General features: G+C 63.4%; 19 protein-coding genes, 1 other RNA gene and 1 riboswitch. Of the genes, 9 read left to right on the forward strand and 11 right to left on the reverse strand.

Translation table 11 applies throughout. The annotated features are described in order from the left end of the window. Positions 1 to 38 precede the first annotated feature (38 nt). Positions 39 to 692 (forward strand): DUF2486 family protein, encoded by a 654-nt coding sequence (locus G3O01_RS21170; RefSeq protein WP_205807081.1) that lies wholly within the window; start codon positions 39 to 41, stop codon positions 690 to 692. A 37-nt stretch (positions 693 to 729) separates the two neighbouring features. Here G3O01_RS21170 and G3O01_RS21175 read toward each other — a convergent pair whose 3' ends face one another. Together G3O01_RS21175 and ilvD are read right to left on the reverse strand one after the other, a co-directional pair. After that, positions 730 to 1056, reverse strand: coding sequence for a c-type cytochrome (locus tag G3O01_RS21175; protein WP_205807082.1), 327 nt, complete (start codon positions 1054 to 1056; stop codon positions 730 to 732). Positions 1057 to 1182: 126 nt separating this feature from the next. Beyond that, complete coding sequence (gene ilvD / locus G3O01_RS21180) at positions 1183 to 2856, reverse strand: dihydroxy-acid dehydratase (protein ID WP_205807083.1); 1674 nt, start codon at positions 2854 to 2856, stop codon at positions 1183 to 1185. Between the two features lie 186 nt (positions 2857 to 3042). On the opposite strand from ilvD, the gene G3O01_RS21185 reads away from it, so the two are divergent. Both G3O01_RS21185 and lgt read left to right on the forward strand, forming a co-directional pair. Further along, complete coding sequence (locus G3O01_RS21185; protein ID WP_205807084.1) at positions 3043 to 4005, forward strand: LysR family transcriptional regulator; 963 nt, start codon at positions 3043 to 3045, stop codon at positions 4003 to 4005. Between the two features lie 81 nt (positions 4006 to 4086). Next, positions 4087 to 4992: a prolipoprotein diacylglyceryl transferase gene (gene lgt / locus G3O01_RS21190; RefSeq protein WP_205807085.1), complete on the forward strand. Its 906-nt coding sequence runs from the start codon at positions 4087 to 4089 to the stop codon at positions 4990 to 4992. A gap of 839 nt (positions 4993 to 5831) precedes the next feature. Here the strand turns inward: lgt and G3O01_RS21195 are convergent. From G3O01_RS21195 to G3O01_RS21215, 5 genes are all read right to left on the reverse strand, one after another. Next, positions 5832 to 6569 (reverse strand): SIMPL domain-containing protein, encoded by a 738-nt coding sequence (locus G3O01_RS21195; protein ID WP_205807086.1) that lies wholly within the window; start codon positions 6567 to 6569, stop codon positions 5832 to 5834. 164 nt (positions 6570 to 6733) lie between these two features. Further along, a complete protein-coding gene (locus tag G3O01_RS21200) occupies positions 6734 to 7204 on the reverse strand; it encodes an EVE domain-containing protein (RefSeq protein WP_205807087.1) in 471 nt (156 codons plus the stop codon). A gap of 154 nt (positions 7205 to 7358) precedes the next feature. Beyond that, positions 7359 to 7540, reverse strand: a non-coding RNA gene (gene ssrS, locus G3O01_RS21205) — 6S RNA. Between the two features lie 64 nt (positions 7541 to 7604). Further along, on the reverse strand, positions 7605 to 7919 hold the full coding sequence (locus tag G3O01_RS21210; protein ID WP_109481012.1) for a cell division protein ZapA: 315 nt from the start codon (positions 7917 to 7919) through the stop codon (positions 7605 to 7607). After that, positions 7916 to 8278, reverse strand: a complete 363-nt coding sequence (locus G3O01_RS21215; RefSeq protein ID WP_205807088.1) for an ATPase — start codon at positions 8276 to 8278, stop codon at positions 7916 to 7918. The genes G3O01_RS21210 and G3O01_RS21215 overlap by 4 nt, the downstream gene beginning before the upstream one ends. Positions 8279 to 8498: 220 nt before the next feature. Beyond that, positions 8499 to 8761: riboswitch (cobalamin riboswitch) on the forward strand. Positions 8762 to 8874: 113 nt separating this feature from the next. Between G3O01_RS21215 and G3O01_RS21220 the strand changes: the two genes are divergently transcribed. From G3O01_RS21220 to cobC, 6 genes are all read left to right on the forward strand, one after another. Beyond that, positions 8875 to 10785 (forward strand): TonB-dependent receptor, encoded by a 1911-nt coding sequence (locus G3O01_RS21220; RefSeq protein ID WP_205807122.1) that lies wholly within the window; start codon positions 8875 to 8877, stop codon positions 10783 to 10785. 6 nt (positions 10786 to 10791) lie between these two features. Then, entirely contained in the window at positions 10792 to 11832 is a 1041-nt protein-coding gene (locus tag G3O01_RS21225; RefSeq protein WP_205807089.1) for an iron ABC transporter permease, read from the forward strand. Beyond that, on the forward strand, positions 11829 to 12626 hold the full coding sequence (locus G3O01_RS21230; RefSeq protein ID WP_205807090.1) for an ABC transporter ATP-binding protein: 798 nt from the start codon (positions 11829 to 11831) through the stop codon (positions 12624 to 12626). The genes G3O01_RS21225 and G3O01_RS21230 overlap by 4 nt, the downstream gene beginning before the upstream one ends. Positions 12627 to 12662: 36 nt before the next feature. Continuing rightward, on the forward strand, positions 12663 to 13715 hold the full coding sequence (gene cobT / locus G3O01_RS21235; protein WP_205807091.1) for a nicotinate-nucleotide--dimethylbenzimidazole phosphoribosyltransferase: 1053 nt from the start codon (positions 12663 to 12665) through the stop codon (positions 13713 to 13715). An 82-nt stretch (positions 13716 to 13797) separates the two neighbouring features. Continuing rightward, positions 13798 to 14547 (forward strand): adenosylcobinamide-GDP ribazoletransferase, encoded by a 750-nt coding sequence (locus G3O01_RS21240; RefSeq protein WP_205807092.1) that lies wholly within the window; start codon positions 13798 to 13800, stop codon positions 14545 to 14547. After that, positions 14532 to 15122 carry an alpha-ribazole phosphatase gene (gene cobC / locus G3O01_RS21245; RefSeq protein ID WP_205807093.1) on the forward strand — a complete coding sequence of 197 codons (591 nt, stop codon included), beginning with the start codon at positions 14532 to 14534 and terminating at the stop codon, positions 15120 to 15122. Before G3O01_RS21240 ends, cobC begins: the two co-directional genes overlap by 16 nt. 15 nt (positions 15123 to 15137) lie before the next feature. On the opposite strand, the gene G3O01_RS21250 is transcribed toward cobC, so the two are convergent. From G3O01_RS21250 to cobU, 4 genes are read right to left on the reverse strand one after another with little or no spacing between them, the layout of a single operon-like run. Continuing rightward, complete coding sequence (locus G3O01_RS21250; protein WP_241024126.1) at positions 15138 to 16052, reverse strand: cobalamin-binding protein; 915 nt, start codon at positions 16050 to 16052, stop codon at positions 15138 to 15140. Beyond that, the gene (gene cobD, locus G3O01_RS21255) at positions 16052 to 17059 is read right to left on the reverse strand and encodes a threonine-phosphate decarboxylase CobD (RefSeq protein WP_205807094.1); all 1008 of its coding nucleotides are present in this window, start codon (positions 17057 to 17059) and stop codon (positions 16052 to 16054) included. Before cobD ends, G3O01_RS21250 begins: the two co-directional genes overlap by 1 nt. A gap of 3 nt (positions 17060 to 17062) precedes the next feature. Beyond that, entirely contained in the window at positions 17063 to 18004 is a 942-nt protein-coding gene (gene cbiB, locus G3O01_RS21260; RefSeq protein ID WP_205807095.1) for an adenosylcobinamide-phosphate synthase CbiB, read from the reverse strand. Next, a complete protein-coding gene (gene cobU / locus G3O01_RS21265) occupies positions 18001 to 18549 on the reverse strand; it encodes a bifunctional adenosylcobinamide kinase/adenosylcobinamide-phosphate guanylyltransferase (protein ID WP_205807096.1) in 549 nt (182 codons plus the stop codon). The genes cbiB and cobU overlap by 4 nt, the downstream gene beginning before the upstream one ends. Positions 18550 to 18701 lie beyond the last annotated feature (152 nt).

The raw sequence follows: 18701 nt of genomic DNA on the forward strand, positions 1-18701 counted from the left end.
CAGAACCGGCTCGTCCGATCTTTCAAGGGAGTGTTTTCGTGTCCCAATCTTCCGACTCTTCCGATCAAGACATCCCCATGCTGACCGACGTGATGGAGACGGGGCACGATCCGCATGCGAAGGCGAAGCGGCCGAAGCGCGGCGGCGCGCATGCGCACGAAGGCTCGCACGCACGCAAGCATGGGACGGCGCATGACAAGCATGACGACCGGCACGACGCGCATGTCGAATCCGACAAGCCGGTCGTCCGTGATGACGACGTGCCCGTTCTCGATTCCATCTACGAATCGCCGCAAGCACCGTTGCATGCGCCTCTGCGCGAGCCGGCGCAGTTCGTGCCGGGTGAGGCGGAGTTCACGTCGGGTTCGGCAGCGGAGCAGTATGTCGCGCCGCCCGAGCCGGTTGTCATGCCGGCGGAGCACGTTCACGCATCGGTTGCAGCGCCCAGCCAGGCCACCGACTACGATGCCGACGTGCTGGCCGAGCGCCTGCGCGGGCGCTTCGCGACATATCTGAAAGGCGATGGACGGAATCTGATTGAAGCGCGCTGCCGTGATGCGTTCCAGGATCACACGACCTGGCTCGTCAATCAGATCACGCGCGAGGTGGCGCTCGCGCTGGAAACGGAAATGCTCAGCTGGGTGCGCGAGGCGATCCGCGAAGAACTCGGCAATTCGACGACGAGCAAGTAATAGCAAGCAAGAGCAGCTAGGCCGCGCACGACGCGTGTTATTTGAGCGTCAGGATCCAGCTTGCCAGCGACATCGCTTCGTCCTGCGTGACCTGCGTGTTCGCGGGCATCGGCACGGGGCCCCAGACGCCCGCGCTGCCCTCCGTGATCTTGCGCGTGAGGTAGACGACGGCATCGCTGCGCGTCGCGTATTTCGCGGCGACATCGTGCAGCGACGGTCCCATGAATTGCCGCGTTACCGAATGGCAGCTCATGCAGTTCTGCTTTTGCGCCAGCGCCAGGCCCTGAGCGGATTCCGCGCGCGCCGCGCCGGTGAATGCCAAAGTGCCTGCCAGCACGAGTGCCGCATACGACTTCGATTTCATTATGGTCTCCGCCGGTGACTCAGCCCGGCTCGTGGTGGACGCATTATAAGAGCAAAGGGGCACACGGCGATCCGTGTGCCCCTTTGTTCATCGAAGCATGCCGAGGCAAGGCGATGTTGCGCTGCGTCAGCCGGTGACGGCGCCCTTGTTGGCCGGCTTCACGAGCGCCGCGAACTTGGCCATCACGCCGCGCGTGTAGCGTGGCGCGGGCTGTTTCCACGCACCGCGGCGTCGTTGCAGTTCGGCATCGTCGACGTTCAGTTGCAGCAGCAGCGTGTGCGCGTCGATGGTGATCGAATCGCCTTCCTGCACCAGCGCGATCGTGCCGCCCACGAATGCCTCAGGCGCGACGTGACCGACCACCATGCCCCACGTGCCGCCCGAGAAGCGGCCATCCGTGATCAGGCCCACCGATTCGCCGAGACCCTTGCCGATGATCGCCGAGGTCGGCGCGAGCATCTCCGGCATGCCCGGGCCGCCTTGCGGGCCGAGATAGCGCAGCACGACGACGTCGCCCGCCTTGATCTTGTCGGCAAGGATCGCTTCCATCGCGCTTTGCTCGTCGTCGAACACGCGCGCCGGGCCGGTGATGACGGGATTCTTCAGCCCGGTGATCTTCGCGACGGCGCCGTCTTCTGCGAGATTGCCCTTGAGGATCGCGAGATGGCCTTCGTCGTAGAGCGCCTTGTCGAGCGGATAGATCACTTTCTGGTCCGCACGCGGCTTGCTCGGCACGTCCTTCAGTTCTTCGGCGATGGTCTTGCCGGTGATCGTCATGCAGTCGCCGTGCAGCAGCCCTGCATCCAGCAGCAGCTTCAGCACCTGTGGGATGCCGCCGGCCGCGTGCAGGTCGGTCGCGACGTACTTGCCCGACGGCTTCAGATCGCAGATCACGGGCACTTTCTTGCGCATGCGCTCGAAGTCGTCGATGGTCCATTCGACTTCCGCCGCATGCGCGATGGCCAGATAGTGCAGCACGGCGTTGGTCGAGCCGCCCGTTGCCATGATCAGCGCGACGGCATTTTCGATCGACTTCTTCGTGATGATGTCGCGCGGCTTGCGGTCCTGCTTCACGGCTTCGACCAGCACGCGCGCCGATTCCGCGGCGGAGTCCACTTTTTCCGGATCGGGGTTCGCCATGGTCGACGAGTACATCAGCGACATGCCGAGCGCCTCGAACGACGAACTCATCGTGTTGGCCGTGTACATGCCGCCGCACGAACCCGTGGTCGGGCAGGCGTTCTGTTCGACCCCTTCGAAATCTTCCTTCGACATGCGGCCCGCCGTGAACTCGCCCACCGCCTCGAATGACGACACGATGGTCAGGTCCACGCCTTTCCACTTGCCGGGCTTGATCGTGCCGCCATACACGTAGATGCCTGGCACGTTCATCCGCGCGAGGCCGATCATGCCGCCCGGCATGTTCTTGTCGCAGCCGCCGATCACGACCACGCCGTCCATCCACTGACCCTGCACGCAGGTCTCGATGCAGTCGGCGATCACTTCGCGCGACACGAGCGAGTACTTCATGCCTTCTGTGCCCATCGACATGCCGTCGGAGATGGTCGGCGTGCCGAAGGTCTGCGGGTTCGCATCGGCGCGCTTGATGGCGACCACGGCGGCGTCGGTGAGCGGTTGCAGGCCGGCGTTGCACGGCGTGATGGTCGAATGGCCGTTGGCGATGCCGATCATCGGCTTGTCGAAGTCGTCCTTCTGGTAGCCGAGCGCGTAATACATCGAGCGATTCGGCGAACGTGCGACGCCTTGCGTGATGTTCTTCGAACGACGGTTATACGGCATGGGGAGCTCCATCCAGTTGTTGTGATGTGCGCGCCGGGCGGCGCGCTTCGCGCTTGCGGCGCGACGGCCCGGGCGGTGCCAGCGCTGGTTCTTTAGTCTAGTTCGGGCGCGTGGGGCAAGAATGGAGTTTCTGCGAAAGAATGTCCAATATATTATTCAGCGTCGATTAGGTCGTAAAATGTATCAATGAGCCTGCCTGCAATGCCCGATTTGCGCCAGTTGCGCTACTTCGTCACGGTGGCCGAAGAAAAGCATTTCGGCCGCGCGGCGGCGCGCCTGTCGATGACGCAGCCGCCGCTGTCGCAGGCGATCCGCTCGCTCGAAGAGACGCTCGGCGTCGAACTGTTCGCGCGCACGAAGCGCTCGGTCGAACTGACGTCGGTTGGCGCGGATCTGTTGCCCGAAGTACGGCGCCTGCTGGCGGGCGCGGAAGGGTTGCGTCCGCTCGCACAGAGTCTGGCGCGTGGCGAGGCGGGCGTGTTGTCGCTGGCGTTCGTGTCGACGGCGGACTATGGGTTGCTGCCGCCGCTCTTGCGCGAGTTCGGCACGCGGCATCCGCGCGTGCGGCTCGAACTGCTCGAGGCAACCAGCGACGTGCAGATCGACGAACTGGTGGCGGGGCGTGTCGACGCGGGCCTCGTGATCGGGCCGCTGCCGCCGCGCTATGCGTCGCAGCTGTCGTGGCTGCCGCTCGCGCGCGAGCCGCTGGTGATCGCGATGTCGACGGAAATGGCGGCGCGGATCGAAGGCGAGGAAGGCGGAGAAGCGGGCGCCGCCGAATGGCGCGATGCACCGTTGAGTCTCGCGCAGGCGGGCGATGCACCGCTCGTCGTCTTTCCGAGGCGTCTCGCGCCAGGCTTTTATGACATCATTATGGATTGCTACGGCGCGGCGGGACTCACGCCGCGCATCGGCCAGGAAGCGATCCAGATGCAGACGATCGTGAGCCTCGTGTCCGCGGGCATGGGTGTCGCGCTGGTGCCGCAATCGTTGCGTAACCTGCGGCGCACGGGCGTCGTGTATCGTCCGTTGCGTGAAGCGGTGCCGGCAGTCGTGACCGGACTCGTGTGGCGCACGGAGGAAGTGAGCCCTGTGCTGGCCGGTTTCATCGACATCGTGCGCGCTCACGCTGATCTGCTGGCGGGCTGAAGCGAATCGCGCGAACCCTTTGCGGCGTGGCGCGTCCAATGCGCTTGAGTTTTCAGATTACCGAACCCCTATAACGATACGATGCACATCCACCCGAATTTCGATCCCGTCGCCATCCATCTTGGGCCGCTAGCCGTCCGCTGGTACGGCCTGATGTATCTGGTCGCCTTTGTTCTGGCGATCGTCGTGGGGCGGCTGCGGCTGCGTCTGCCGCACGTCGCCGCGCAGGGCTGGACCCCGAAGGACATCGACGACATGCTGTTTTACGGCGTGCTCGGCACGATTCTCGGCGGGCGCCTGGGTTACGTGTTGTTCTACAAGGCGAGCTGGTACTTCGCGCATCCTCTGGATGTTTTCAAGGTGTGGGAAGGCGGGATGTCGTTTCACGGCGGCTTTCTCGGCGTGACGCTTGCGATGGTGCTGTTTGCGTGGCAGCGCAAGCGCACGTGGCTGCAGGTGACGGACTTTGTTGCACCGATGGTGCCGACGGGGCTTGCTGCCGGGCGGCTGGGCAACTTTATCAATGGCGAGTTGTGGGGGCGGGTGACGTCGCCCGATGCGCCTTGGGCGATGTTGTTTCCCGGCGCTGCCAATGAAGATGCAGGCTGGCTGGTGGCGCATCCTGCGCAGGCCGCGCAGTGGCATCTGGCGGATGTGTTTGCTCAATATCACATGCTGCCGCGGCATCCGTCCCAGCTGTATGAGATTGCGCTTGAAGGTGTTGTGCTGTTTCTCGTGCTGTGGTTCTTTACGCGCAAGCCGCGGCCTGTTGGGGCGGCGTCTGCGGTGTTTCTGATTGGGTATGGGTTGGCCCGTTTTACCGTTGAGTTTGCTCGCGAGCCGGATGATTTTCTTGGGCTTCTGGCGTTTGGGCTTTCGATGGGGCAGTGGTTGTCCCTGCCGATGGTTGTTGTTGGGGTGTTGATGTTGGTGTGGGCTTATCGGAGGAATGGGCGTCAGGCGGCGCAACCCCTAAACGTAGGGTGATTTTTTGTCTTGCGACGCTGGGTGGTTTGCTTGTGCTGGCGCTGGCATCCGCGATTTGCCTTCGTGCTTCATGCGTCGCCCCTGTGCGGGGCGGCACCTACTTTTCTTTGCCGCGGCAAAGAAAAGTAGGCAAAAGAAAGCCGCTGAACACCGCCAGTTCTTCTCTTTACCCACGGGCCCCCAACGGCCCCATCCTGGTCGCGGTATCTCCCTTCTCGATGCCCGCTGCCAACGCTTCGAATTCGCTCATCACCGGCTTCACACTCCCGCGTCGCCGCGTGCGCGATCAAATTGCGCGCGTTCTATAGCGGCAAACTGTGTGTCGGCTGTCGCGGCGTACACGCATCACTCCAGATTGAAAAACACGATCGGTGTCGTAAGAGCGCTGACGTATACAGCACTACGACCTACACACAGTTTGCCACCTGGGCGGCCGCAATCATTCGCTGCCGTTCGCTGCGCTACGGGTGATTGAAGTGGGTGAGGCATTTGTTCGCAGCGTTGGCAACGAGCGGAAACTGAGAAGTTGCCGTGTGAAGGATAAGAACCGTTGCGGGCCCTCAGGCAAACACAAAAACGGGGGGTGTTAGCCCGCTTTCTTTGCTTACTTTCTTTGCGGCGGCAAAGAAAGTAAGTGCCGCCCCGCACAGGGGCGACGCGTGAAGCGGGCAAGACAAAACGCGGATGCCAGCGAAAGCATAAGCAAACCACCCCAGCGTCGCAAGACGATCCAAAGCGGGTGCTGCCCCGCACAGGGGCGACGCGTGAAGCGGGCAAGACAAAACGCGGATGCCAGCGAAAGCACAAGCAAACCACCTCCGCGTCGCAAGACAAAAAAATCACTTCATCTGCACAGACCCAGAAACATTAACAGTCACAGTCGAAGTCCCCCCTTCAACAGGCACAGGCGCCGCCGCCTTGGCGCTGACATCCGACCGCATGCTCATCATCATGACAGGCCGTGGCGACACGCCACCGTTATGCCCGACATTGACTTCGCGAATCGTATACCCGCCATACCCAAAAGCCTGCGCAGCAGAAGTAGCCTGTTGCTTGAACGAAGCAATCGCCTGCCCCGTTAACTTCTGCTCGGCAGTCCGCTGCGCCTCCGGCGACAACGAAAACTGCACGTTGCCCACCTGCATGATCGACGACAACTGCCCCGCGAGCTTCGAAGCCGCCGCAAAATCACGCGACTCCAGCACGACCTCCGTGCGCCCACGCCATGCCGAGATTCGCCCGTCGCGATCCGTCGACGGATAGATCGAGAACGACCCCGTGCGCGCCGTCACGCCGCTCACGCCCTTGGCCTTCTGCAATGCCTGATCGGCATGCTGGTTCAACGTGCCCGTCAACGACGATGGATCGCTCGCTTCCTGTTCGTAGAACAGCGTGATTTCGACGACATCCTGCGGCACTTCGGCACTCGCCTGTGCATTCAACGACAACACGCCCGCAGGCTGATACTGCTGCACGACCGTCTGCGCGCTGGCCACCGTCGATGTGAGCGCGAGTGCAAGCGGCGCCGCGCATGCGCCGGCAGCGAGCGCCCACACGAGCGCGGTTTTCTTCGTCATTTGTTCGACTCCTTCGTTTGCAGGTTGTGCGTGCATGCGTCACGACTCACGCGCCAGCTATCAGTGTGCAGCGCGTGGCATGACGCTTGCGAGGACGTTAGGCGTCTGAAAGGGTCGTCTGGTTCCCGAGGGTGTGCTCGAATGTGTGTCCGTTCATCACACGCTCATGCAGCCCGCTTCGCCAGTTGCTTCGTGATGAACGCCCATTCGGCGTCCGTGACGGGCGTGATCGACAGACGGTTGCCCTTCGCAAGCACGCGCATGTCGGCAAGCTCAGGGTGCTCGCGCAACTCGGCGAGCGGTATCAGTTTGATCTTCTTCTTGAAGACGACATCGACGAGCATCCAGCGCGGCGTTTCCTGCGTCGACTTCTCGTCGTAGTACGGACTCTTCGGATCGAACTGGGTCGGGTCAGGGTAGGCCGTCGAAGACACTTCCGCGATGCCCGCAATGCCCGGCTCGGGACAACTGGAGTGATAGAACAGCACGCCGTCGCCCGTCTTCATGATGTCGCGCATGAAGTTGCGCGCCTGATAGTTGCGCACGCCTGTCCAGGGCAATGTGCGTTGCGGAGCGTTGGCGAGATCGTCGATGCTCGCTTCGTCCGGTTCGGACTTCATCAGCCAGTAGCGCATGAGTCGGATTGAACGTGAGTGGAAGAAGTGTTCGTCGGACAGTCGAATTCGAACTGCGGACAACGCATGGCTCGCTGCGAACTCACAGCGAGCCAAAACACAAACCGCACGCGCAAAGAAAAACGGCATCGGACCTGGTCCGATGCCGTTCGTATGGGTCCCCGCCTTAGCCGCTAGGCCGGCATCCTGAACCTGAGGTTCAGAATTGGTCGCAGTTAGCAGCACTTCGGGTACATCAGACTGAGTGACGCGCACGCCCGTGCTACAAATTTCCGCAACCGTGCATATAGCATTGGTTCAAGGAATATATGACCTTGGCGAACCAGGCAGGGAAGCTTGAAAAACGTTTGCTCTACAACATGGACCTGATCATAAAACAATCAAGCCCATCGAATTTGCTTTACTGCACGCTGTACTGTTGGATCACAGTGCCCAGCTGCTCATTCATCTGGTGCATTGTACGCCGGATTTCTTCGGCGGGAAATGATTCTCCGTGTCGCACGCTGGCTTGCAGCTTAAGCAGTTCCGATGCCAGCGACAACGCCGCCATCACCGCAATACGATCCTGTCCGCGCACGTTGCTGTTCGCGCGAATCTTGTTCATCTCGGCATCGACACGCGCCACCGCTTCGAGCAGCGCCGCTTCCGTTTCCGGCGAGCAGGCGAGTCGATAGGGCTGGCCGAGGATCGACACTTCGATCTGCTTCGTGGTCATGCGTTTTCTCCCTGGCGGGTCGCGTCGTTGTTCGCGTCGTGATTGGCCTGCGCCTGTTGTTCGGGCGCGAGGAGATCGAGTTGATTGTCGGGCTCGTGAGCACGAGCGCGCGGCAACTTCTCGAGGATGGCGTTCAGTCGAACCTGCGCGTCGTCGATCTTCGCGGACAGCGCATCGCGCTCCGCCTGCAATGCGGCGCGTTCTTCGCGGGTCTGTTCGAGCTCTGCGCGGGTCGCTTCGCATTCTGCGCGCGCTTGTGCGAGCTGTTCTTCGAGTGCGAGGCGGGCTTCGTTATAACGCTGGCTGATCTCGATCAGCCGGCCGATGTTCTGTGACAGTGTTTCGAGTTCGGTGAGCATGTGCTGCGTCCTCTAAAGACATGGCATTCTAGCGCGGAATGTCGCACGCTCGGGCATTTGTCTCGTTTCGAGACGTAACAGTAGCGCTTTAACGCAGCTTTATCCAGGTGCTTTCGCGCGATTCACGCATTTTTACCCTTTAAAACAGGGCTCTTTTAACGGTTCACTGTCGGCGCATCGTGTGATGCCGCGCGTTTCTTGACGCGTGTGTGCGCCACTTCTACACTTGCGGCACTTTGGTGCCCGCGCGCGGAATCACGCCGCGCGCAGTTAAACGGGAAGCAGGGAGCGAAGTCCGCCCGGACGAGCCAACCTGCGCTGTCCTCGCAACGGTACAACGACCGCAGTTCCTGCAGGTCGATCCATGCACGCATCGCGCCATCCATCGGTCGATGCCGTGCGAAACGCCACTGCGCATGCTGCGTGGGAAGGCGGATCGGTCAGTCGTCAGCCCGGATACCGGCCGAAGGCCTGGAGCGTGCCGCTCCTTGATAGCCATCGGCCCACGAGGAGCGGGCCGCGTACAGGCCCACAGGACTCTTTCGATGCTCACCCCGGTATCACATCATCCGGCGCATTTGGCATATTCGCGCCCGATGCTTCCACGCTTCACGCGCGCGCCGATCGCCGCGCTAGCCGCGCTCGCATTCACCCAGATTCCGCAGACTGCGTTTGCGCAAACGATTGACAACACGAACGCATCCGCCACATCCGCGGATCTTTCGGACAAAGACACGACGACGAACGCGACGACGCTCTCGCCCATCGTCGTCACGGCCGACCGCCGCGCGCAGCATCTTGCCGATGCCATTCCGCAGACCACGCTGTTCGATTCGCAAGACATCGCCGACAGCAGCGCGCGCGACCTGCCTGGACTGCTGCAGTTCGCGCCCGGCGCGCAGATCGTGCGCAATGGCGGCCCGGGCTCGACATCGAGTCTTTTTCTGCGCGGCGCATCGTCGACCCAATCGCTCGTCTTGATCGACGGCGTGCGCGTCGATTCGGTGAGCCAGGGCAACGCGCAGCTCGAACAGATCCCGCTCGATCAGATCGATCACGTCGAAGTGGTCAACGGCAACGTGTCGGCGCTGTATGGATCGGGCGCGATAGGCGGCGTGGTGCAGGTGTTCACGAAGGACGGCGGCAACCATCCGCCGCGTTTTCACTTCGAGCTCGAGTACGGCAGCTATCACACGCAGCGCCAGTCGGCAGGCGTGGACGGCGCGCTCGACAAGGACGGCCGCACGACCTTCAGCATCACGCTCGCGCGTGCGAAGACGGACGGCTTCTCGTCGATCGACCCGGCGCTCGCGCCCGTCAATCCGAACGCGAACGGCTACTTCAACGAGAGCGTGAGCGCGTCGCTGCGTCACAAGCTCAATGAGAGCTGGGATATCGGCCTGCGCTATTTTCAGTCGAACGGCAACGACAGCTTCGACAATCCGTTCGGCTTGCCCACCGATCTCAATAACCTGCACAGCAAGGTGCAGACCGCCTCGGCGTTCGCGAACGGCAAGCTCACCGACTGGTGGACCACGCGTTTCGTCGTCGCGACGGGCAACGATCGCAGCAACACGTCGCTGAACGGCGACTATCTGTATCGCTACGATTCGGATAACCGGCAGTACACATGGCAGAACGATTTCACGTTTGCGCGGGATCAGAAGCTGCAACTCGGCTATGAGCATCTCGACCAGACGCTCGATTCCAACCAGTACAGCGCACCCGACCGTCACGTGAACTCGGTGTTCGCGGGCTACACGGGGCGCTTCGGCAACAGCCAGATCCAGGCGAACCTGCGGCGCGACCAGTACTCGGACTTCGGCGGAGCCAACAGTTACTATCTCGGCTATGGCTACGACCTCGACGAGCACTGGAAAGTGACGGCAAGCTGGTCCGATGCGTTTCGCGCGCCGAGCTTCAACGATCTGTACTACCCGTACAGCGGCAATCCGCTGATCCAGCCGGAACACAGCCATTCCATCGAAGCAGCGGTGCAGTACGCATCGGACGCACTGGGTCTGCTGAAGCTCACGGCCTTTCAGACGCGCTACACGAACCTGATCGACTATGTGCAGACCACACCCGGCATCTATGTCGCGGAGAACGTGGGCCATGCGAAAGTCCAGGGCGTAGAAGGATCGTGGCAAGGTCATGTCGGCAGGACCGACGTGCGCGCGGCCGTGACCTTCCAGAATCCCGTCGATGAAGACACGCACACCGATCTGAACCGGCGCGCGCGTCACTTTGCTTCGTTCACGGCGAACCGCAATATCGGCAGCTGGCGGGTGGGCGGCGAATGGCTCGTGAGCGGGGAGCGCGACGATAGCGGCACGGCACTCGGCGGTTATGGCATCGTGAATCTGTCCGCGCGCTACAACATCACGAAGGCATGGTACGTGGCCGCGCAAATCCAGAATCTCTTCGACAAGGACTATGAACTCGCCTACACGTACAACACGCCACGGCGCGGCGCGTACATCACGCTCGGCTGGCAGCAGCAATAACGCGCGATGAACAGTCTCGTGCAACGTCAGCCGGTGCGGGTCATGAGCGCGAAGCGTGCGCTGGCCATCTGGGCTGCGCTCGGCGTGGTGGCGCTAGTTGTGTTCATTGCGTCGCTGGCGCTGGGCAGCGTGAGTGTCGCGCCGCTGCACGTGTTCGATGCGCTGCTGCCATCGGCTGACGCTTCGTCCGATCTCGCCGTGCAAATCGTTCGCACGTTGCGTCTGCCGCGGGCGCTGGCGGGCTTCGGTTGCGGCGCGCTGCTCGCGCTCGCGGGCGCATTGCTTCAGGTGTTGCTGCGCAATCCGCTGGCTGAACCGTATGTGCTCGGCGTATCGGGCGGCGCGGCGAGCTTTGCGCTGGTAGCGATGATCGCGGGCTGTGCATGGTGGATCGTCGATGCATCGGCGTTCGCCGGTGCATTCGTGTCGATCCTGCTGGTGCTCGGTCTTGCGCGCGGTGCGTTGTGGCGCGGCGAACCGCAGGATGCGTCGCCGCGTCTGCTGTTGACGGGTGCCGTCATTGCGGCAGGCTGGGGCGCCATCATCACATTGCTGCTGACGGTCGCGCCCGACAGCCGCCTGCGCGGCATGCTGTTCTGGCTGACGGGCGATCTGAACGGCGGCGGCATGCCGTGGCTCGCGCTCGCCGCGTTGTGCGTCGCGTTGCTCGTGATCGTCCCCATCGCGCCGCAACTCAATGTGCTGCTGCGTGGCGATCACGCGGCGCAGGCGCTCGGCGTGCCCGTCACGCGCGCGAGGCTGCGCGTCTATCTGGTCGCGTCGCTCGCGGCGGCCGCTGCCGTGACGACGGGCGGCACGATCGGTTTCGTCGGGCTGGTGGTGCCGCACATGCTGCGGCTCGCGTTCGGCAACGATCAGCGGATGTTGCTGCCCGCCGCGGCGCTCGGCGGCGGCGTCGCCGTGATGGGCGCGGACCTGATCGCGCGCACGGTGATCGCGCCTGCGCAATTGCCCGTTGGCGTCATCACCGCGTTGATCGGCGTGCCTGTATTTCTGTGGATGCTGCTTCGACGGAGGCGCGCATGAACACGCCCGTCGCGCTGCACGTCGACCGGTTGACCTTGCGTGCGGGCACGCGCACCTTGCTCGACGGCTTCACGCACACGTTCTATCCGGGCGAAGTGTGGTGCATCGCCGGGCCGAATGGCGCGGGCAAGACCACACTGATCTCGACGCTCGCAGGTCTCACGCGCCCGGCGCAAGGTCACATCGAACTGGATGGCATCCGCGTGAACGACTGGCCGCTCGCGCGCCTCGCGCAGCGTCGCGCGTTGATGCCGCAAACCTCGCACGATGCATTCAGCGCAAGCGTGCTCGATATCGTGCTGCTGAACCGTTTTCCGCATCTGGGCGGTTGGGGCTGGGAACGCGACGAAGATCGCGCGGCCGCCCATGCGGCGCTCGACGCGCTCGGCCTCGCGCCGTTCGCATCGCGCGATGTGCTGTCGCTGTCAGGCGGCGAGCGCCAGCGCGTCGCGCTTGCGGCGGTGCTGTGTCAGGACGCGCCGCTGCTGTTGCTCGACGAGCCGCTCGCGCATCTGGATCTGCATCATCAGATCGATTGTCTCGAGGCGTTGAGTGCATGGGCGCGCGGCGTCGGGCGTACAGTAATGTTCTCGTGTCACGATCTGAATCTCGCGCGGCGTTTCGCGACGCACGCGCTGCTGCTGGAGGGCAGCGGCGCCGCGCATGCGGGATGCGCGCGCGACGTGCTGACGCCCGAACTCGCCAGCCGCGCATTTGGCTATCCGCTCGTGCTGATTCGCGACGGCGACGATGAAGCGCTGATCCCGGCGCTGCGCACGTCGACGCCCAACTGAGCACGCATGAACCGAACTTCTCACGCATAGATGAACATGACCACTTCGCCTTCACTGCCCGTCGTCGAGCCGCTCGAACAGACGCTGCGCGCCGACCTGCAACGCATCATCGACCTGAAGACCAAGCCGCCCGGCAGCCTCGGTCAGCTCGAAACGCTCGCGCGCCAGATGGGCATGATCCAGCGCAGCACGCAGCCCACCATCACGCGTCCCACGATGATCGTCTTCGCCGCCGACCACGGCATCGCGCACGCGGGCGTGAGTCCGTATCCGCAAGCGGTGACCGCGCAGATGGTGCTGAACTTCCTCGCGGGCGGCGCGGCGATCAACGCGTTCAGCCGCGTCGCGGGTCTCGAACTCGAAGTGGTGAACGCAGGCGTCGCGCATGAGTTCGCGCCGCACGAGAAACTCGTCGATATTCCCATCGGCCGCGGCACGCGCAACTTCGCGCAAGAACCCGCGATGACGCGCGACGAAGCGCTCGCCGCGATGCGCGCGGGCGCGGAGCGCGTGCGCCATCACGCGGCGCTCGGCACCAATGTGATCGGCTTCGGCGAAATGGGCATTGCGAATACGTCGTCGGCTGCGTGCCTGATGAGCCGCCTGTGCGGCGTGCCCATCGACGATTGCGTCGGGCGCGGCACGGGTCTCGACAACGTCGGCCTCGTGAAGAAGCGCAACGTGCTCGCGGCGGTGCTCGCGTATCACCCGGCGTCGGACGATCCACTCGATGTGCTCGCAACCTTCGGCGGCTTCGAGATCGCGATGATGGTGGGCGCGTATCTCGCGGCGGCGCAGGCGCGCATGACGATCGTCGTCGACGGTTTCATTGCGACGTCCGCGCTGCTGGTCGCCGATGCGTTCGCGCCCGCCGTGCGCGAGTACTGCGTGTTCGCGCATGCATCGAACGAAACAGGGCACCGGCGCATGCTCGATCACTTCGGCGCAGTGCCGCTGCTCGCACTCGATCTGCGTCTTGGCGAAGGAACGGGCGCGGCACTTGCTATGCCTCTGTTGCGCGCCGCTGTCGCGTTTGTCAACGAAATGGCGAGCTTCGAGTCGGCCGGTGTCGCGCAGCGCGATGCATGATGCTTCGCGCGTGCATCAATACATGCGTTGGAAGTTTGAAGTGAGTCAACCGTGATCACAAGAATGCAGCGTATGAAACACGATGAATGAACTGCGTTATTTCTTCACGGCGCTCGGCTACTTCACGCGCGTGCCCGTGCCGCGCTGGGTCGGCTTCGAACCGCATTATCTGAACGCGGCGGCGCGCTACTTTCCGCTGGTCGGCGCACTGGTAGGCGCAGCGGGCGCAATCGTATACATGGCTGCGCTGCGCATCTTTCCGCCCGGCGTTGCCGTGCTGCTTTCGATGGCCACGACGCTGCTGATCACAGGTGCGTTCCATGAAGATGGCCTTGCGGACTGCGTCGATGCGTTCGGCGGCGCCTATACACGCGACGACACGCTGCGCATCATGCATGACTCGCGCATCGGCGCATTCGGCGCAATTGCGCTGATGGTCGCGCTGGCGCTGAAGTGGCAGACGCTCGCCGCGTTGCCGCCGCTGTATGCGGCATGGCTGATGATTGCAGCGCATGCGGCGAGCCGCACGTGTGCAATCAGTTATCTCGTGACGCTCGATTACGTGCGCGCGGAAGGCAAGGCGAAGCCCGTCGCGCAGCGCATGTCACGCAATGCATTTGGCTGCGCTATCTTTCTGGGTATGCCGTGGCTCTTCTGGCCGCAGTGGCGCGCCGGTTGCATCACGCTGCTCGTGCTGATCGCGTTGCGTTTCATGCTGGGCCGTTATTTCGTCAGACGCATCGGCGGCTATACGGGCGACTGTCTCGGCTTTGCGCAGCAGATCTTCGAACTGGCCATCTATCTGGTGGGGCTTGCATGGATATCGTACTGATACGACACCCGGCTGTTTCCGTACAAGAAGGCGTGTGCTATGGCCAGAGCGACGTGCCGCTCGCTGACGCGCCGGAAACGTCGGCGGCCGCGCTCGCCGTTCGGCTGGCGACCTTGCAGGTGCCCGCGCCGCGCGTGCTGCTGTCGAGCCCGCTCACGCGCTGCGCGACCGTCGCGGCCGCGCTGGCAGCCAACTTCGGTTCCGCATACAGCACCGACGACAGTCTGAAAGAAATGGACTTCGGCACGTGGGAACTGCAACGCTGGGACGATATCGACCGCGCGTTGCTGGATGAATGGGCGGCGGATTTCGAAGGCGCACGTGCGCATGGCGGCGAAAGCGTCGAGCAGTTCGTGACCCGCGTGCGCGCGTGGTTCGATGTGTTCCAGCAGACGCGCGAGCTATCGCCTGCGTATGTCGTCACGCATGCCGGCGTGATGCGCGTGATCGCGGCGACGGTGCTCGGGTTGCCCGTGCAGCGCTGCCTCAACTGGTCGATCGATATGTCGGGTTGCGTCTGGTTGCGCCGCGACGACGAGAGCCTGCAATGGTCGATCGTGCGCTGGAACGCTTGAGCGTTCGTCCCGACGTCAATGGCCCGCGCGGCGTGAACGCGCGATATCGAGGTCTTCACACAATTGCTTCGCGCCTTGTGCAAGACGCGGCGCGGGGCGATTGATCAGATCGCCATCGATTGCAAACAGATTGTTGCGTGCAACCGCCGTTATGCCGGTCCACGCCTTCCATTTATCGAGCGATGGCAACGGCCGGTCCGGTTGCGTCGCGCCGGGCGCGGCCGTGACGATTGCTTCGGGATTGGCAGCGAGCACCGCTTCCGTCGATACCGTCGGCACCAGCGGCTCGAGCTTCGCGAACACATTGCGGCCGCCGCATAGCGCGATCACGTCGCTGATCATGTGTTCGCCGTTGAGCGTCATCAACGGCTCGTCCCACACCTGATAAAACACGCTTACGCTGGGCTGCTGCGAATAGCGGCTGCGCAGCCGCGCGATTTCGTCGCGATAGCTGCGCGCTGCGGCATCGGCGGACGGCGAGGTGCCGAGCAAAGCGCCGAGTTTTGTCATCGACACGGCGATGTCGTCGAGACGATGCGGCTCGCTGAAGTAAAGCGGAATGTGCAGATCGCGCAGGCGATCCGTTTGACGCTGTGCATTGCCATGCCGCCACACGACGATCAGATCCGGCTTCAACGCGACGATGCGTTCGAGATCCAGCGACTTGTTGTCGCCGACACGCGGCACCTGTTTCGCTTCGGGCGGATAGTCGCTGTACGAAACCGCGCCGACCAGTTTTGCGCCGCCGCCTGCCGCGTAGATCATTTCCGTCACGTGCGGCGCGAGGCTGATCACGCGCTGCGCAGGTTGTGCGAGCGTGACGGTGGCGCCCGTGTCGTCGGTGACGGTGATGGCGGCATGCGCGTGCATCGTTGTCATCGCGAGCATGCAAATGGCGGCGAGCGCGCCAGGTGATTGTTTGAATCGCATTACTTGTGTAGCGATTGAATTGCCTGATTCAGACCGCTTTCCAGGCGCGTCCATTCGCTTTCCGTCGAGGGCAGGCCGAAGCGCACGCTTGCGGGCGTAGCGAAGAAGCGCGTCCAGATACCTTGTTTTGCGAGCGCATCGTGAAGCTGTGCGGCGCGCGGGTCGGCGATCCATGCGAAGAGCGGCGTCGAGTGCACGGTAAAGCCTTTCGCGCTCAGCAAGCCGCCAAGACGTGCGCTTTCCTGTGCAAGCTGCGCGCGCATGTTGTCTTGCCATGTTGTATCGGCGAATGCGGCACTCACCGCGTGGCGCGCGGGTCCGCTGACCGTCCATGCACCAAGCGCTTCATCGAGCGATGCGAGCAGGCGAGGGCAAGCCAGCACGAAGCCGGCGCGCACGCCCGCGAGGCCGAAGAATTTGCCCGGTGAGCGCAGCACGACGAGTCCTTCGCGATGCGTTTGCGCAGCAATCGACTCCGAAGGCATCGCATCCGCGAATGCTTCATCGACGATCAGCGTGCCGCCGCGTTGACTCAGCGTTTCGTGCCAGTGCAGCAGCGTTGAAGCGCGCAAATGTTCGGCCGTCGGATTGTTCGGATTCACGATGACGACATGCGTGAAGTCATCGGGCAACTTCGAACAGGTGACGTCGAGCGTCGCCACACGATGCCCTGCGCGCGCAAACGCAGGCGCGTATTCGCCATACGTCAGCGGCGCAATGCCGACGGTGCCAGGCCGAAGCAGCCGAGGCAATGCGCGGATCGCCGCCTGGCTTCCCGCGACAGGCAGCACATGCGATGCATCGGGCGCACCGTAATAACGCGCCGCGCGTTCAGCGAAACCGTCGCCGCTGTCGGGCAGACGGCGCCATGCATCGGCGGGAACGGGCGGGACGGGATAACCGTGCGGATTGATACCCGTCGACAGATCGAGCCACGCGTCATAGGGGATGTCATAACGGCGCGCCGCTTCGTGCAGATTGCCGCCGTGCTGGATGGTTTGCGTCATCGTCTAGCTCTGGAACGGCACGCTCAGCAGCGCGATGGCGATGAACACGGCGAGCCACAGAATCATGCTGCGTTCGACGAGGATCAGTGCCGATTCGATATGGCGCGCGCTGGCAGTCTGACCTGCGCCGAGCGTCGGGCGTTGTTCTATCACGCCGTGATAGACAGCCGCGCCGCCGAGTTGCACATTGAGACTGCCTGCACCCGATGCCATTACGGGTCCTGCATTCGGGCTGTCCCAGCGCGGCGCCTGTTCGCGCCAGCATTGCAGGGCCGTGCGCGTGTCGCCGAGCAGCGCGTAGCTGAGGGCGGTCAGGCGTGCGGGCACGTAGTTGAGCACATCGTCGAAGCGGGCGGCTGCCCAGCCGAAGCGCAGATAACGCGGCGTGCGATAACCCCACATCGCATCGAGCGTATTCGCGAGACGAAACGCCAGCGCGCCCGGCCCGCCAAAAATCGCGAACCAGAACAGCGCACCGAAGATCGCGTCGTTGCCGTTTTCCAGCGCGGATTCGACGGCTGCGCGCGAGAGCGCGCTTTCGTCTGCATGCGACGTTTCGCGCGACACGATGCGCGCGGTCAATATGCGGGCTTGCGCAAGATCGCGTTTGGCGAGCGCGCGGCCGATCGGCGCGATGTGATCTTGCAGGCTGCGCGCGCCGAGCGCGAAGTAGAGCAATGCGACGTGCAGCGCGCACGACCAGATCAACGGCAGCGTGAGCACGAGCCACGTGGCAATCAGCACGGGCGGCGCGACCGCGAGCAGCCACGCGAGAATGCCGAGCAGCCGGCCGCGTTGCCCGGTGTTCAACGCCGCTTCGATCTTCGCGGCGAGCTTGCCGAAGCCGACGAGAGGATGCGCATGTTGCGGCTCGCCGAACCATTTGTCGACAGCGACGGCGGCCGTCGCGAGCGTTGCGACGAGTGGCAGGGTCAGCAGCATCATGCGCGGCTCGCGGGTTTAAGCTGCAGCGGAAGACCCGCAACCATCATCGTCGCCTGTGTGCTGATTGCCGCGATACGCTGGTTGAGCCGGCCAAGTTCGTCGACATACAGACGCGTCGCCGCACCGAGCGGCACGACGCCAAGACCGATTTCGTTGCTCACAACAATGATCTTTGCTCGCGCCTGTGAGAGCGTCGTTTCGAGCGCGGCGAAGCGATCGAGGTAATCGGCGAGAGGCGGCGAACCATCGGCGGGGCAGAGCAGATTCGCGAGCCACAAGGTCAGGCAATCGATAAGAACGCAGTGCTCAGGTCGATCGATCGATGCAATCGCTTGCGGCAGATCAAGCGGCGCTTCGAGCAGCGCCCAATGCTCGGGCCGCCGCTCGCGATGATGTGCGACGCGCGCAGCGAACTCGTCGTCGCCGATGTGCGCGGTCGCGACATAGGTCACGGGCAATGCGCTCGCGCTCGCAAGCTGTTCGGCATGCAGGCTCTTGCCCGAGCGTGCGCCGCCGAGAACGAAGGTAAGGTCGCGGGAAATCATCGCGTGATTGTACTGGCAGTGTCGCGGCGAGAGCGCGTGCGCAGAGGCGCGATGGGATAATGCGGGCTTCCTTCCTGATCTGTTCGCACACGTGGCCACTGTGTCTTCCATTCCCGACGCTTCGCACGAATCGCCCGATGTGCCGCGCGGCA

Origin of the sequence: Burkholderia sp. Ac-20365 (assembly GCF_017104715.1) — a bacterium.
Taxonomy (GTDB): domain Bacteria; phylum Pseudomonadota; class Gammaproteobacteria; order Burkholderiales; family Burkholderiaceae; genus Paraburkholderia.